General features: G+C 58.8%; 12 protein-coding genes. 4 read left to right on the top strand and 8 right to left on the bottom strand.

The features are described from left to right. Positions 1–71 precede the first annotated feature (71 nt). Positions 72–2,984 (top strand): methyltransferase domain-containing protein, encoded by a 2,913-nt coding sequence (locus ACUXVA_RS14625; RefSeq protein ID WP_445492895.1) that lies wholly within the window; start codon positions 72–74, stop codon positions 2,982–2,984. 196 nt (positions 2,985–3,180) lie between these two features. Here ACUXVA_RS14625 and ACUXVA_RS14620 read toward each other — a convergent pair whose 3' ends face one another. From ACUXVA_RS14620 to ACUXVA_RS14610, 3 genes are read right to left on the bottom strand one after another with little or no spacing between them, the layout of a single operon-like run. Beyond that, positions 3,181–5,148, bottom strand: a complete 1,968-nt coding sequence (locus tag ACUXVA_RS14620; protein WP_445492893.1) for an NAD-dependent epimerase/dehydratase family protein — start codon at positions 5,146–5,148, stop codon at positions 3,181–3,183. Beyond that, positions 5,149–6,063: a transketolase family protein gene (locus ACUXVA_RS14615; protein ID WP_445492891.1), complete on the bottom strand. Its 915-nt coding sequence runs from the start codon at positions 6,061–6,063 to the stop codon at positions 5,149–5,151. Next, on the bottom strand, positions 6,060–6,836 hold the full coding sequence (locus ACUXVA_RS14610) for a 1-deoxy-D-xylulose-5-phosphate synthase N-terminal domain-containing protein (protein WP_445492890.1): 777 nt from the start codon (positions 6,834–6,836) through the stop codon (positions 6,060–6,062). Before ACUXVA_RS14610 ends, ACUXVA_RS14615 begins: the two co-directional genes overlap by 4 nt. Positions 6,837–6,963: 127 nt before the next feature. Here ACUXVA_RS14610 and ACUXVA_RS14605 point away from each other — a divergent pair, with 127 nt between their 5' ends. The 3 genes from ACUXVA_RS14605 (at position 6,964) to ACUXVA_RS14595 (ending at position 9,159) form a co-directional block, all read left to right on the top strand. Continuing rightward, positions 6,964–7,860: a class I SAM-dependent methyltransferase gene (locus tag ACUXVA_RS14605; RefSeq protein WP_445492888.1), complete on the top strand. Its 897-nt coding sequence runs from the start codon at positions 6,964–6,966 to the stop codon at positions 7,858–7,860. A gap of 2 nt (positions 7,861–7,862) precedes the next feature. Beyond that, positions 7,863–8,576: a class I SAM-dependent methyltransferase gene (locus ACUXVA_RS14600; protein ID WP_445492886.1), complete on the top strand. Its 714-nt coding sequence runs from the start codon at positions 7,863–7,865 to the stop codon at positions 8,574–8,576. Positions 8,577–8,736: 160 nt separating this feature from the next. Further along, on the top strand, positions 8,737–9,159 hold the full coding sequence (locus ACUXVA_RS14595) for a GtrA family protein (protein ID WP_445492884.1): 423 nt from the start codon (positions 8,737–8,739) through the stop codon (positions 9,157–9,159). A gap of 24 nt (positions 9,160–9,183) precedes the next feature. Here the strand turns inward: ACUXVA_RS14595 and ACUXVA_RS14590 are convergent, their stop codons facing one another. The 5 genes from ACUXVA_RS14590 to ACUXVA_RS14570 form a co-directional block, all read right to left on the bottom strand. Then, positions 9,184–10,854 carry a hypothetical protein gene (locus ACUXVA_RS14590; protein WP_445492882.1) on the bottom strand — a complete coding sequence of 557 codons (1,671 nt, stop codon included), beginning with the start codon at positions 10,852–10,854 and terminating at the stop codon, positions 9,184–9,186. Between the two features lie 316 nt (positions 10,855–11,170). Next, the gene (hisF, locus tag ACUXVA_RS14585) at positions 11,171–11,968 is read right to left on the bottom strand and encodes an imidazole glycerol phosphate synthase subunit HisF (RefSeq protein ID WP_445492880.1); all 798 of its coding nucleotides are present in this window, start codon (positions 11,966–11,968) and stop codon (positions 11,171–11,173) included. After that, entirely contained in the window at positions 11,962–12,576 is a 615-nt protein-coding gene (gene hisH, locus ACUXVA_RS14580; RefSeq protein WP_445492878.1) for an imidazole glycerol phosphate synthase subunit HisH, read from the bottom strand. Before hisH ends, hisF begins: the two co-directional genes overlap by 7 nt. Positions 12,577–12,776: 200 nt before the next feature. Next, entirely contained in the window at positions 12,777–13,772 is a 996-nt protein-coding gene (locus ACUXVA_RS14575; RefSeq protein WP_445492876.1) for a methyltransferase domain-containing protein, read from the bottom strand. Beyond that, on the bottom strand, positions 13,769–14,929 hold the full coding sequence (locus tag ACUXVA_RS14570; RefSeq protein WP_445492874.1) for an N-acetyl sugar amidotransferase: 1,161 nt from the start codon (positions 14,927–14,929) through the stop codon (positions 13,769–13,771). Before ACUXVA_RS14570 ends, ACUXVA_RS14575 begins: the two co-directional genes overlap by 4 nt. Positions 14,930–15,159 lie beyond the last annotated feature (230 nt).

Below are 15,159 nucleotides of genomic sequence, written 5' to 3'. Positions count from 1 at the left end.
CTCGGACACGATCGTACATTACGTCCAATCCCGCGGTCTCTCCGAAAATCGTTACCTCTTCGAGGAATCAAATGGACTTTCAGTGCAATGTTTGCGGGACCGAGGTGAAGAATTGCCCGGTCGAGAATATCGACCGCGAAATCGCCTCATGCCCGACCTGCAACTCTTCGGTACGCATTCGCAGCATTGCTCATCTTCTCAGCATGGCGCTGTTCGGCCGCTCGATGCCGGTGACGGAATTTCCGGCGGATCGCAGCATCGTCGGCATCGGGCTGTCCGACGGGCTCGGCTACGCACAGCCCATCGCCGAGCGGCTGGGTTACACCAATACGTTCTTCCATCAGGAGCCGTTCTTCGATATTTGCGCGCCGGTCGGCGACCGGGCCGGCACCTGCGATTTCATGATCTCCACCGAGGTGTTCGAACACGTCGCGCCGCCCGCGCAGACGGCCTTCCAGCATGCCTTCGACGTGCTCAAGCCGGGCGGGACCTTGCTGCTCACGGTGCCGTTCACCAACAATCCCGAAACGGTCGAGCATTTTCCGGAATTGGACGACTACCGCACGCTGCAGTTCGGCGATGAGTATGTGCTCGTCAATCGGGCCGTCGACGGCCAGTACACCATGCATCGCAATCTGGTGTTCCACGGCGGCCCCGGCACCACGCTCGAAATGCGTGTGTATTCGCGCAGTGCGGTGGAAAAACATCTCGCCGATGCCGGCTTCGTCGATGTCCAGGTGTTCGATCAGGACATTCCGAAATGGGGCATCCTGCACAGGTATCCGTGGAGCCTGCCGATCGTGGCAACACGCCCGCAAACCGACCGGCGCTCCGCGATCAAGGCGCCCCGCGGCCAGCAGACCGTTCCGACTGCCGGCCCCACGCGTTCAACGCCTCCGTCTGGCGGCAGCGCGCTGGCGATGCTTCGCGACATTCCCTCGCTGGCCCTGATCGCCTGTGTCGCGCTCGGCATTTTCGGGCTGGTCCGCTCCGGCCTGCTGGCCGAGGTTCTGTGGCAGCCTTCGCTGATCCAGCAAACGCAGTTCCTGTTCGCCGGCGTCGCAGCCGCCGGCATCGCCGCCTGCATCGTGGCCGTCCGTCTCCGGCTGCGGCCCGAAACCGTGCTGGGCCTATTGATCGTCCTCATCGCCGCCGCGCTGTGCGGCCCCGCTCCGGCAGCGATCGTGCTCGCCTTTCTCCTGTCCTCGTGGTGCCTCGGCGCATTCCTGCTATCACGGGCCGGCACCGTCACCAACAACCTGCCCGCGGTGGTGACGATCGTGGCAGGCTGGGCGGTCTTCGCCATCGGCTTTGCACTGCTGGCCAGCGTTCCCGTCAACACCACGGCCACGCACACCCTCATTCTGGCGGTGCCCATCGCCCTCGCTCTCGCACGCCCGGGAATCCGGAGCGACTTCCGGGCCGGCACCGCGGCGGCATTCACCCGGCTGCAATCGCCGAACCGCCCTGGCCTCGCCTATCTGGCCGGCCTGGTCTTCACGGTCGTGATCCTGTCGTTTCATCTCGCCATGGTGGCGCTGCCCGAGCGCTACTTCGATGCCATGGCGATGCATCTGTACATTCCCTCCTACATCTCAGCCCACCGCGCCTGGAGCTATGATGTCGCAAACTATGCATTCGCCTACACGCCGATCGGCGCGGACATGCTGTATGCGCACATGTTCCTGCTGCAGGGCGAAGCAGCCGCACGGCTGCTGAACTTCACCGCTTTCGCGTTCACCTGTCTGGTAACCTTCCAGATCGCCGCACGCTGCTGCGCGCGCAGTTCGGCGATCTGGGCCGTCGCGTTGCTGGTATCCGTGCCGCTGACACTGATCGAGTCGGCAACCTTATTCGTCGAAAACACCGCTGCCCTGTTTATCACGACGACGGTTCTGGTATTGATCGCTGCAAATTTCCGGATACGGATCGCCGATTATCTGGCCATTATCATCCTGATCGCCGCGGCATCGGCCGTGAAACTGCACGGCGCCATCGTCGCCGCGCTCCTCGGGCCGCTTGCCGCCTTTCTGCTGTTTCGGACCAGGACGGCGCCCCGCCCGCTGGCCCGTTTCGCCATCATCACGGCCGCAGGCATCGGCGCCGCGCTGTGGCCGTATCTCTACGCCTGGACCAAGACCGGCAATCCGGTGCTCCCGCTGTTCAACAACATTTTCAAATCACCATTCTTCCCGCCAGTCGAATTCGTCGACAGCCGCTGGATCGGGAAATTCTCGCCTTCCTTCCTGTACGACGCCACCTTCGCCACCGGCGGTTTTGTCGAGGCCTACAACGGCGCACTTGGCTTCACGTTCCTGGTGTTCCTCGCGGCGGGCATCTTCGCCGCGATCCAGCGCCGCGACCGCATTGCGCTGTTCTGCGGCGGCTTCGGCCTGTTCCTGATCGTCATGCTGTCGGTCAAGACCCAGTATCTGCGCTACCTTCTGATCTTCTTCCCGCTGCTGGTCGTTGTGGTCGCGGTGGCCATCGACCACCTTCGGCAGATCCGGCTGATGCGGTTTCCGCTGGCAATCGTCATTGCCGCGGTGGCGCTGCTGAACGTCTACAAGATGCCGGCCGGCGGCTGGATCCTCGGCGTCTCCGACCTGCGCGCCTGTTGCAGCGAGAACCTGCGCCGCCAGCTCGAACTCGGCCAGGCTCCGGAACGGATCGCCAACCGCATCCTCAACGAAGCCGCGGGACCGCTGGCAAAGGTTCTCTACGTCGGCAATCCTTTCGGCGGCCTGCTGACCGGAATCGCGATCTACTCGGCTTGGTACAATACTGCCTTTGGAACCGAGTTCGCGTCCGTCACGACAGAGGAACAATTTGCATCGCTAATGACCAGGGTACGTCCGACCCATGTCGTGTTCGACACCAGCGGTTTGTCTGCACTGGAAAAGTCGGCTGGCCTCTACCTCAGCGCCAAAGCGACCTTGCTGAATCGGATCGGGCGACTGGCGATCTACCAATTGCCTATCTGACGGCGGGGGTACAATCGCTCAATCTGCGGGGCAAGTTGCCTCGCCTTCCCTTCGGACGACCTGCCGCTCGCGAAGAGGTAACCGTGGGCTCGACCAGCGGATCGCCGCGCAGCTCATGCGCCCCTCGCACCTCATGATTCGGTGCCAACGACACTGACCTCACGTCGGCATTCAGCGCGGCCTGCGAGGCCACTGGCTATGGAGTGACGGAGCCGTCAGGCAGCAACTGGCTTCTTTCACCATTGCGGATGATCCCCGAGCGTATCAGCCGTGGCCTTCCTTTTACTTCTTCCAGAATCTTGGCGATGTATTCACCAACAAGACCAACGGAGAACAGGTTCAGTGCACCGAAAAACAAGGCCACCAAGAGCAGGCTCGTCACGCCTCGCGGTGCGCTTTCGGGAAACAGCAGCCTCATAGCGACGACGATGATGCTGGCGAAGATAGAGACGCCGAGCAAAATAACGCCACCAGCCGACAGAAGCTTCAGCGGAGCATTGCTGAATGAAAAGATGCCCCGCTTCGCCCACTCCAGATTCTTGATGAGGTTGTTCGTGCTTTCTCCGAACATCCGCTTCGGCCGAATATAATCGACGCCGGTTTGGCGAAAACCCACGTAAGCACGCAGGCCACGTAGGAACAAATCTCGTTCGGGACAGTGCAACAGCCACCCGACAACGCGCCGGTCGATCAGCGAGAAATCTCCAGCATCGTGCGGAATGGTAACGTAGCTCAGCTTGGAAAATATTCTGTAGAACGCTTTGTAGAGCAGACCCCAAATGAACGGCATATCGCGTTTGATTCGCCGCCCGTAAATCACGTCGGCGCCTTCAACCCATTTCTCATAGAACTGCTCGATCAGCTCCGGCGGGTCTTGCAGGTCGCCATCGAGCAATACGCATGACTGCATCACCGACATTTCCATCCCGCTCCGGAACGCCATCTGCGAGCCGAAGTTGCGCGAATGCACGATGCCCAATACATGCGGATCGGAAACTGACAATTCCTGGATTCGGCCAGCGCAATCGTCGGGACTGCCATCATTGACAAAAATAATCTCATAATCCACGTCGAGCTTCTGGAATACGGCAGTCAGCCGCTGATGCATGATCGGGATCGCCTGCTCGTCCATATAGCAAGCGATAATTGCCGAGATGCTCCGACGCGGAGTGCCTACGCCAAGCTTGGTCCTGGCGGGAAATTCAGTATTGCCGATCGTGCGATACCATTCGGACGTCAGCTTGATGCCTTCCTCGAGTCCGACGCGAGCCTTCCAGCCCAGTTCATGCGCAGCCTTTGCCGGAGCGGCGTACCAATTGGACATATCCCAGGCTCGACCAGCCATGTTTCCAAAGTTGGGCTGGGTCGGAATATCGAAGACCTTGGCCGACACGTCAGCCAGTTCACGAATGGTCGTTCGCTGACCAGTTCCAATGTTGAAGGATTCGCCATACAGATCGGGAGTGATTTTGGCCGCTGCAAAAATGAACGCCTCGCAGACATCGTCGACGTAGACGAAGTCGCGCGAGATGTCAGGGTTTACGAAGGGAGGGTATTCCCGGTTCATTCCCTTGGCCACGAGGTTCGGGATCAACCGCGACGTATCTTCGAATGGTCCATACACCGAGTACAGCCGAAGATTGATGACCGGCAGACGGCGCACCTTTCCGGCGAACGACAGGTAATCGCTCGCAGCCACCTTCGAAACGGAATAATGGCTGTTCGGCTGCAGCGCTTCTTCTTCCTTCGGGCCGGCGCTGTTGAGCCCGTACTCCGACGAACTTCCCGCATGAACGAGAGCAGTGAACTCGGTTTCCGCGAGAAGCTCGACCAGTTGCACCAGCGAAGAAAAATTGGTGCGATAGATCAACGCGTAATCAGTTTCGAAGGAATATGCGCCGTAGGCTACACAATCAAATACGGTCGACGGCCGAATGCTGCTGATCATGTTGCGCGTTGCTGCGAGATCGTTGATGTCGATCTCCAGAATGTGTCGACGATCAATCGCATCCAGACGCCAGGCCGGGAGTTTCCGAACAACGCCGAACACATCCGTTCTGTACTTCAGCAGCATGCGCAACAGATTTGCGCCGACGAAACCGCCGGCGCCAAGCACTACAATCGGTCCGCGCAACGCACGGACGTAATCAGCTATCTCGGTCATCTATCTCGCCAGCGCTTTCGCGTCATTTGCAATATTTTGCGGATCCAGACCGCTCTGAAGTCTCAAGAAATTCTGCGAACCATAAGTACCGCTCGGATAGCCGCGGGCGAACAGATGGCGAAAGCGATCAATACCTATTCCAGATTTCATGGCCCAGTGGCACATTTGTTGACCGCATCCTCCTTGCGCGACATGTTCTTCGACAACCATCAGTCGTCGCGTGCGCTCAAGTGCCTCAAGCAATTCTGCCGGCGGAGGGTTCGCCTCAATAGGCAACTCGGTCACGACCCATAATGCGGGCCGCTCGGAAGAATCAAGATCCCGCAAGGCTCCCCAAGCGGGCCCGACAAGCGGTCCGACCACGACCATTACGCCAGCGTCACCTTCAAGAAGACGCCGCCACGGCGCATAGCCGGGAACGACAGAGTCCGCGGGCTTTTCGCCACGGCCCAGACGGATATAGGCCGGTCCTTGAAAATCACCGGCTTGCGCCACTGTGTCTTTGACATCTTCGGTAAATGCCGGAACGAATACTTTCATCTTCGGCAGCGTGAGGAGGATGCCATAATCCTCAAGAGCGTGATGGGTCGGACCCATCACACCGTAACCATAGCCCCCGCCGTTTGCTAAGAGCTTGACGGGCAAGCCGTGGATACAAATGTCGTTACGGATCTGCTCAAAGGCCCGCGCGTAGCAAAATGGCGCAATGGTATAGGTCCAAGGCTCAAGGCCTTCAAAACTAAGAGCAGCAGCCACGGTGATCATGTTCTGCTCGGCCACACCGCAATTGACGAAGCGTTCCCCCATCGCTTCCTGCAATGGCTCCAGGGCCATAAACCCAAGATCACCCGTCAGAAAAACCATGCGTGAGTTTACGGAGCGGACAACCAGCTGCCGGCACAGTTCGTCTCTCATGATGCCGTCGCAAAAGTTGCAAGCGCTCCTGAATATTGATCGGCTGAAAGCGGCAAGTAGTGACTCTCCATCAGGCCTTCTACCTTTGGAATACCGCGACCCTTGACAGTGTTGAGAACAATCAGAAGCGGGCCGTTTTGCTTTTGTGAAAGGGCTTCGCGGATAGACGAAGGATCATGGCCATCACAGACGCGCGTTTCGATTCCGAATCCTGCGAGGCGCTCACCCAAAGGGTTCATGGATGCGACAGCCTCGGTCGAGCCAAACCCCTGCAATCCATTATGATCAACCAGAATCGTCAGATTATCGAGACGCTGATGGATCGCAAAGATAATCGCCTCGAGCGTTGAGCCCTCCTGCCATTCTCCGTCGGACGTCAATGCGAAGACTCGCCGCGTCTGCCCCTGAAGTTTCGCAGCTTTAGCGAGTCCGGCGGCAAGGGAGAGACCATGACCAAGGCTGCCTGTTGCAAACAGGACGTCCGCAATCCCTTTCGGAGGCGGATGCCCGCCCAGCAGAGTATTGTCCTGATGAAAGCTGGCGAGATCAGCATCGGTCAGCCGATCTAATGTCCAAAGCGTTACATACAACGCACCGGCCGAATGCCCCTTGGAAAGAATGAATCTGTCTTCAGGTGTCATGAATTCGTGGTAGATGACCATCATAGCATCGATACAGGAAAGGTTGCCACCGAGGTGGCCAGCACGAGCGCGATAATGCATCTCCACGAGACGGGACCTCGCTCTGTTGAGATCACTGTCGGCCAAAATCATCGAACCACCACTTTCCTTCTCAAGCTAAAATATCGAATACCACGGACAAATCGCTCTGTCACGGCGATCGCCGCCGTACCAAGCGGATGCGAGATGCGAACAAAAAACCTTCTGATCAGGCGTCTTCTTGGTCACGCATCTCATCGAACTGCGTCTGCTGCACATCCAGCCGGCTCGCCCGAAACGCACTTATTGGCGCGGCGTTACCGGCTGGCTCGAGTCACCGTCGGTGGACATGAAAGGTCGATTGGGTCATAAAGTGACGATGGATTGTGCCCGTTTTTCAGAAGAATTCAAACCGATACCGATCAAGCGTCGCGCGGGCTTGATAGGATCCGTTGCGTTCGGAACCCGGATGGTTCTGGACCTGCAGCTGCTGACCTGTTTCCGCTTTCTGAAGCCCCGATTGGCGAAGATGCAGGGCAAAGTGCTCGACGTGGGCTGTGGTGAGATGCCATTTCGCGGATTGTTGCCGCCGGGTTGCAAGTATACGGGCATTGACGTCCCACTCGCCGACGAATTCGGAATGACGCAGAGTTCGGATATCATCGCCTTCGATGGAGTTCACATTCCGTTTCCTGATGCGAGCTTTGATCACATTCTCTGTACGGAAGTGCTGGAGCACGTGAAAAGTCCGGAAGCCCTGATCGCCGAAATGCACCGTGTTCTTCGCCCCAATGGTACCTTGGTGGCAACTGTCCCGTTTTCCGCGCGCGTTCATCACGCTCCGCACGATTACCACCGATTCACTCCCTATCGCCTCACCGACATGTTCTGCAATTTTTCAGAAGTGACCATCCAGGAACGAGGCGATGATCTATCAGTCATAGCCAACAAACTCATTGTCGTCTGCATGCGGCTTTTGAAGCCATCGGTTGCCTTGATCTGGCGGCTACCCTTGGTCCTGATCATAGGGCTGGCAGCAGCGATAGGCCTGGCTGTTGCACATTTGTCGTTGTGGTTCCGCTGGGGCTCGCTGGCAGACCCTCTGGGCTATGGTCTCGATGCGAAGAAGATGATCTGAAAATGTCCAAAATCGCATTGCGGGATGAACAGGGCTTCAACCAGGTGTTCCGACCTGTAGGCTCGACCCCCCTGAGGATGCGCCGGCGCAGCGATTGGTTCGTCTCCCAGATCGAACATCTCGGTGCGAAACGTGTGCTTGAAATCGGAAGCGGCACCGGCGAAACGGCAGCTTACCTGGCTGCGAATTCAAGCGCCGAAATTGTCGCGGTGGACATTAGCCCGGCATTTATCACTGAAGCGCGTGCGCGGCATGCCGCTCCGAATTTGCGCTTCGAATTGTTCGACCTTCTGGGCGAGACCCCTCCTCCGTTCGGTGAATTCGACATGGTCTGCGGAAACGGCATTCTGCATCATCTGGTGATGCGGCTCCCGCAGGTTTTGAGTTCCCTCAAATCCCTGACAAGGCCCGGCGGTGGATTGGCCTTCATCGAACCAAATTTTCTCAATCCGTATTGTGCATTCATCTTCGGTACGCCCATGGGACGCCGCTGGGCCCGGCTCGAGCCGGATGAAATGGCCTTTACCCCGCGCGAACTGAGGGTAGCGCTGCCGGCGGCTGGATGGCACGACGTCTCCGTTCGTACGAAAGACTTCCTGTTGCCGGGCCTTCCAAAGGGACTAACGTCGCCCATCCTAGCGGTCGAACCGGCGCTCGAGGCTACCATACTGACGCGATGGCTCGCCCAGTCTCATTTCGTCACCGCGCGAGCCTGACGAACCGATCACGAGAGATCAAGACTGGTTAATCAGCTATTCCCGGGATCAGTTTAGGCGCCTGAGCAAAAAGACCGGACGACTTGTCTCGGCGGCCCCATGACGTCGGGTCGAATGTATCGAACGGAAAACGGAAGCCGAGCAGGAACGAGATATACGTTTGCGTACCGGACCCAACAAACAACGATTAGCCCTGATAAGCCGCTTCGGCATCGTCGGCATCATTGCGACCCTGCTGTACTTTGTCACGACGACTATGCTCGGACGCCCACCGATCGGAATGGATCCGGTCGCCGCTAATACCGTTGGCGTCGCAGTCTCTCTGCTATTTTCTTACTTGGGACATCATCGCTATACGTTTGAGGTGTCCGGCGGTCACCGGCAGTCTTTGCCGCGCTTTCTCGTCGTCTCAGCGAGCCTATTTGTTCTGAGCAGCGCAGCAATGGCCGCTGCCCGTTACGCATGGGGTTACGATCATCTGATCGTAACGGCATGTATAACGGTCTGTTATCCGGTGATGAGTTACATAATTAACTCCGCCTGGACTTTCGCAGAATCCCCAACCAAGTCCCCGGCCGATTAGCTGCCCGCTCAGGTCGATAAGTAGCTATCTTTTCGAGTAGATCTCGAAGCGCAGACCACCGTATTCTGCTTGTTTCAGAAGATTGTAAGTCCGATCGACACGCTCCTGGACGCAGACGCGAATTTTTGCGGCCTCGGCCTCGGACTGGAATGATTGGACTTGAAGTTGATAACTGCCATCGGACATGCGGGCGGAAGTCATCACCACAAACGAGTCCATACCGACGCCAAACGGCAGGAAATCGATTGTAATGCCGCCGCGATCGACAAGCGACGGCCACATCCATTCAGGGGCAGATACCGCGACTCCCTCAGGAATGGCGGACACAAACTCCCTCGAGAATTCGCGCATGGCCAGGGATCCAGCAACCCATGGATTAGGGAATCCGGGAACGAGAGCGCGCGGCAACACGGGGTCCACCGGATTGTTGAAGACAAACGTGCGGCTGAGATCGGTGTGATTGAACCAGTTGTTGTAGGCGGCGATTGCAGCCAGCAACACGGTCATCACAAAGCCGGCGCGGATGGTTGCAAAGCTGAAACCCCCGCCTTGATTGGGCTCGGGCCTGATCATTGACCAGAGCCTCACCAACCCCAACGCGGCACCGGCAAGCACAAATGGCAAATATGGCATATGGTAGTGCGTGAGGAAGACATACTTCTCTGCGCCGCCGATGCTGACCAGCAGGTTCGGCACAACCGCGCCGATCGCAATCAAGCACATGCGCCAGTCGAACACCGCCAGAAGAATGAACGGGGCAATCACCGCGAACAGCTTCATCGTTGCCGGATAAAGCCCGCCGCCCTGTATCAACGCTGACTGCAGCGCGGATATCATCCCCGCCATGCTCGTCCAACTCACCAAATAGGGGCTCTCCTGAACGAACTTTGTGTAGATGAACACGTAAGCGAGACAAGCAAGCCCGGCGCCCATCAATGTCAGGCAATCACGCTCCTCGAAGACCTTCCAGCCTTTGCGCAGAAAGGGATAACCGATCAGGAAAACGCCGACCATCAAGGCTGGGCGTTCCGAAATGAGAACGCACACAAATGCCAGCGCCACAATGGCGAGCAATGAGCCGGCCTTCTCAGTCAGCCGTAAATGAGTAAGCAAAATGAGCGCCGTTCCTGGAAGAATGAACAGCCTGTCGAAATATAGCTGACCGAGCACGCTTTCGGCCCATGGCTTGAAGACGAAAACTGCGACACAAAACGTGATTACCAAAATCAGCGGGACGCCCTGCCGGCGCAAGAACCACCAGAGCAGGCCAAACACACCCACGTGACTGAGAGCCAACAGAGCCATAACGGCGCTTGCCGCCTTCACACCGGGAATCAAAGTGAGAGCAGCGATTGGAAACGTCATCCAGTAGGGATGCCACGTTATGACGCTGGCACCCCGAAATCGCGGAATGAAATCGGAGCTGCAGTACTTTTCAGCGAGTGCACCAAGCAGCGGCCACAGATCGTTTGCAGAATTAAAGCTGGAATCGACGAGACCGTGACCGGCCGCGGCCTGCTTGACGAGGTCAATCATGCTGGCCGAGTCGCCCGCACCGACAAAATACCGAACAGATAAAAGCTGGGTAATGCCAACGCACGCCATAACAAGCAATGCGGAAACGATGAATGTCTCAAGCCTCCCCGGTCGCGAGCCGCAAAGTTCAGCCGTACGACCCGCCGAAGAAATCGTCATAGGAAATCTGCAACTTTCTTGACAACGTTGCGTGGCTTACACCCGCACTATCGATCAGACCATTAATAAACCTCAATTTAGAACAGATGGATCTCAATGTCCAATAGCGAGACAGCTAGATACCAAGCGCGTCACTACACCCGATGTTCTCAAAGATCGGATCGACCGCAAATGTGCGTTTCGCCGGTGCAAACCGGCCTGAATGATGGCGCATCCATCAACTTGGCGCCTATCTAGCAGATACGATCGCCAATCCTGTTACGGCCTATTGATCTGGAGGGATTTTCATGGCCCGGGCCTGGCGCCTATACTGCTATTAGCGGACGTTAATGCCTTCCTTCTTCATCTGGCGCTTGGCCAGCGGATAGCTGTGTTCCTTGAAGTTGAAGATATTGCCAGCGGCTGCCGCCTGCGCGCCACCGATAGTGATGGCCTTGCCGAAATGCGCGAAGTCACCGACGCCGCCGAGCGCGATGACGGGGACCGGCGAGGCGGCCGACACGCTGCGCACCAGTTGGAGATCATAGCCGCGGCCTGCGCCGTCGCGGTCGACCGCGTTCAACAAAATCTCGCCAGCTCCCCGGCGGGCGGCCTCGACACTCCATTCCGCGGGGCTCCAGCCGGTCGCTGTCCGCGCGGAGTGGGAAAACACCTCGTAGCTGTCGGGACTGCTCCCACGCACATCGATTCCCACGACGACCGCCTGGCTGCCGAACTCCCTGGCACAGGCATCGATGAAGTCCGGATCGACCAGGGCCTGGGTGTTGATGGTGATCTTGTCTGCGCCCAGCCGGAGCCGCTGGCGTGCGTCTTCGAGCGTCCGGATCTTGCCGCCCACCGTCAGCGGCATGAACGACCGTGACGCCACAAGCTGTACGATGTCCAGAAACGTGCCCGGATTGACCGAACCGGCACCGCCGAGATCGTCCCGCTTGGTGTCGTAGGTGTCGTCCGGCGTGATGTCGATGTACACGAGTTCATCAACGTTCCAGGAGTTGTAACGGTCGACCTGGGCGATCGGATTGCCGAGGTTCTGATGATGCTCGAAGCCTTCGCTGCGCACCAGCCAGCCGTGCTTGAGGAACAGAACCGGTATCAGGCGGTGCTTCAGCATCGGGTCATGAAATTCGTGAGCAGCGCAAGACCGCAGCGCTGGCTCTTCTCGGGATGAAACTGCACGCCATAGACATTGTCCTTTTCCACGGCCGCGACCACCGGACCGCCGTGATCGGTCAGAGCCGACACCTCCGCCGCCGAGGGGGCATTGAAACCGTAGCTATGCACGAAATAGAAGCTGGGTACCGGATCCGGCAGGTCGCGGAACAGCCGGAAGTCGCCCACCGGCTTCACATCGTTCCAGCCGATATGCGGCAGACGGAATTCCGCCGACGACGGCGTCAACAGATCGACCTTGCCGGGAATCAACCCCAGGCCCCGGGTCGGCCCGAATTCGGCCCCCTCACCTGCCAGCAACTGCATGCCGAGGCACACACCCAGCAGCGGCTTGCCGGCCGCCGCTGCCGCGATGATCGACTGGTCCATGCCGAGCGCGCGCAGCGACTCCATGCCTTTTGGAAAGCTGCCGACACCCGGCAGGATGAGATGGGAATAACGCGGCAGCGCGTCGGGATCGCTCGTGCTCTCCGCCGCGAACCCCAGCAGACGCACCGCGTTGAGCACGGAGCTCAGGTTGCAGATGCCGGAGTCGATAATTCCTGCCATCGCCATCGCGATTCAGCCCCCATGCGCCGGCTGGCGGCCGGCATAGGAAGAGCATGGCCCGCACAAAACTGAGTCTTCATCGATGGCGCAGCCCCGGTTTGACCGAGCTCAGGCTGGTCACCCACATCCAACCCCGGACGAGCGGAGATTTCAATCACTTTGGCCAAGCCGGCACGACCGCACGCCGCGACGTCATCAGGCTAACGCTTGATGGCGACCAACCACATGTGGGACGACAACCCGTTATCTCGCAGGAAGGCTTGAAATGGAGGACCCAGACGCTCCCATTGGCTGAGCAGGACCTCGCGCAGGAACGGCTGTCCGTCCAGCGACAACTGACCGGCCACCGCAGCGTCGCGGACGATGGATGCATCCATCGCGCCGGGCGTGGTGCATTCCAGCACGGAAAACCCGTTCTCCTCGAACAGGCGCGTCAACGCCGCCGGGTTGAACATGTTGACGTGTTCGACGTCGAAGCTCAGCGAATCGGTGCCGAGAGTCTGGATGTCGAAACCGAGCTGGTTTGGGCAGGTCACCGCGACCATTCCGTTCGGGGCCAGCAGACGGTGACACCGCGCGAGAAACTCGACGGCCGAAAACAGATGTTCGATGACCTCGAACGCGGTGATCAGGTTGAGGGGCTCGTCAAACGTGTCGAGTTCGAAAAAATCCGTTTCCAGCGTCTCCAGGCCCAGACGCCGGCAGGTGCTGGCCTGAGCGAAATTGGGCTCCAGCGCCACGACCCGGCGAAAGCGCCCGGCATCCCGCAAAGTCTCGCAGAAGATGCCGACCGAGGCACCGACATCGATCGCGACGCCGGTTTCGATGCCGCGCTCGGCGCTCAGAGCGAGGATGCGGTCGACCCGCGGCTTGAACACCCTGTTCTTGCGCACGTCGCGCGAGGCAGGAAAAACATGTTTGTCCCAGTATTCGTAATTGGTCGAGCGACCGTAGAATTCGCCCATGATCTGCGCCGTCGCGCGCGGCGACATGAACACGGTCCGACAGGACGGACATTCCTCGAAACTGAAGCCGGATTTGGTGAAGGCGGGCTGCCCCGCGCCGCCGCATGCCGGGCACTTCACCGCAACGAAATCGGCGCGGCGTTCCAGCAGCCAGTCCATGTCACGCTGGATTTCGCGCGCCTTGCCCTCCTCGAGAGCGGCCGGGCGAATGTCTTCGGGTGTAAAACTCATGCTGCCTTGGCCCATGCTGGCAAACCACGCACCGGCCCGTAGGCCGATCTGCCGCCCCAAACGTTTTCCTTGACCCACTGGCCGTCTTCGATCGACCACACCCGGTGATTGCGGAAGGTATCGGCGATCGCGTCGAACTCGTCCTCACTCATGCCGGTGTAGGCCAGCCAGCGACGGATATCGCTGGGCTTCACATGATCGTATTTGCGGACCATCGCGATGCCCTCTTCGCGGGTCATGCGTCCTGCGCGGATATCGTACTGCGCGTGATCGGAAGCGCGACCGTAGCCCAGCTTGATGAATTTCATGTAGTCGTGAACGCCGTTCTCATGCATGTCGTCAACGTTGGAGACGCGCCGGTAGGTGCGATCGAACGACTGCTGCGCCTCGAGCCAGCCATAGGTCTCGCGCGCGATCTGCGCATTGATGTGACCATCGAAGGGAAAATAGTTCGACAGGTAGATGCCGCGCAGGCCGACATCCATGATCGCCGCGTCGTCCGGGTACATCAGGAACTGCAGATCCTTCTTTCGCAGTCCTTCGACATTCTCGAAATCGAACCAGTCGAAGCCATGGAGACCGTTCTCGTAGCGATCCTTGGCGGTGAATTCGAAGAAATCGTTGTGGGTGTACATGCCGCCATGTTCGGTGAACCCATGGTCGCCCCAGAACACCAGCGGGATCTTGTACTTGACGGCGATCTGCATCGGATAGGTGAAAATGCCGGCATGGCAGTGCCAGTTCATGTCGCCGGTCTTGATGAAGCCGGCGCGGTTGAGGCGGATCAGCGCGTCCTGCGAGGGACGGAAAACGATGTGATCGAACGGAAACACCTCGCGCATGCGCTGCAGGTTGGTCTCTCCCTCCGGCAGGTAGTTGTTGCCGTGATAGGTGACCAGCAGCGCCTTCAGGCCGAATTCCTTGGCGATATGTGCGGCGCGGTAGCTGTCCTTGCCGCCGCTGACCGGCAACAGGCAGTCATATTCGCTGTCCGTCCGATACTGGTCGATCAGATCGACGAACATCTGCCGGCGCTCGTCCCAGTCGATCTTGACCTTGTTCAAACCGATCCGGCAGCCACTGCAAACGCCGTGAGAATCGAAGGTCAGGGGCGTCGCCGCCACCGCCGGATAAACGCATTTGGTGCAATACTGCATGACAACGGTCTCTTCAGTCGATCGGGGCTCGCGGGCCCGTTCCGCGCGCCGGCAGCTGCCGACCGGAACCAGGAATTTTCGTATAAACAATGGGTTGGCCCAGCGCCAGCCCAAATGCTGAAAGCCAGGTCGGGCCGGAAACGGCGCCGTTCGGGAGCATGACACGGACGCTGCGCGCAAAACCTGCAGAGGCCTCGCGGATTCGCCGCCGCGCACGGGTTGCTTGGCTC

The organism is Rhodopseudomonas sp. RCAM05734, from assembly GCF_052658035.1.
Note: the sequence above shows the minus strand (reverse complement) of the source record. Positions and strands in the feature narration are given on the sequence as shown.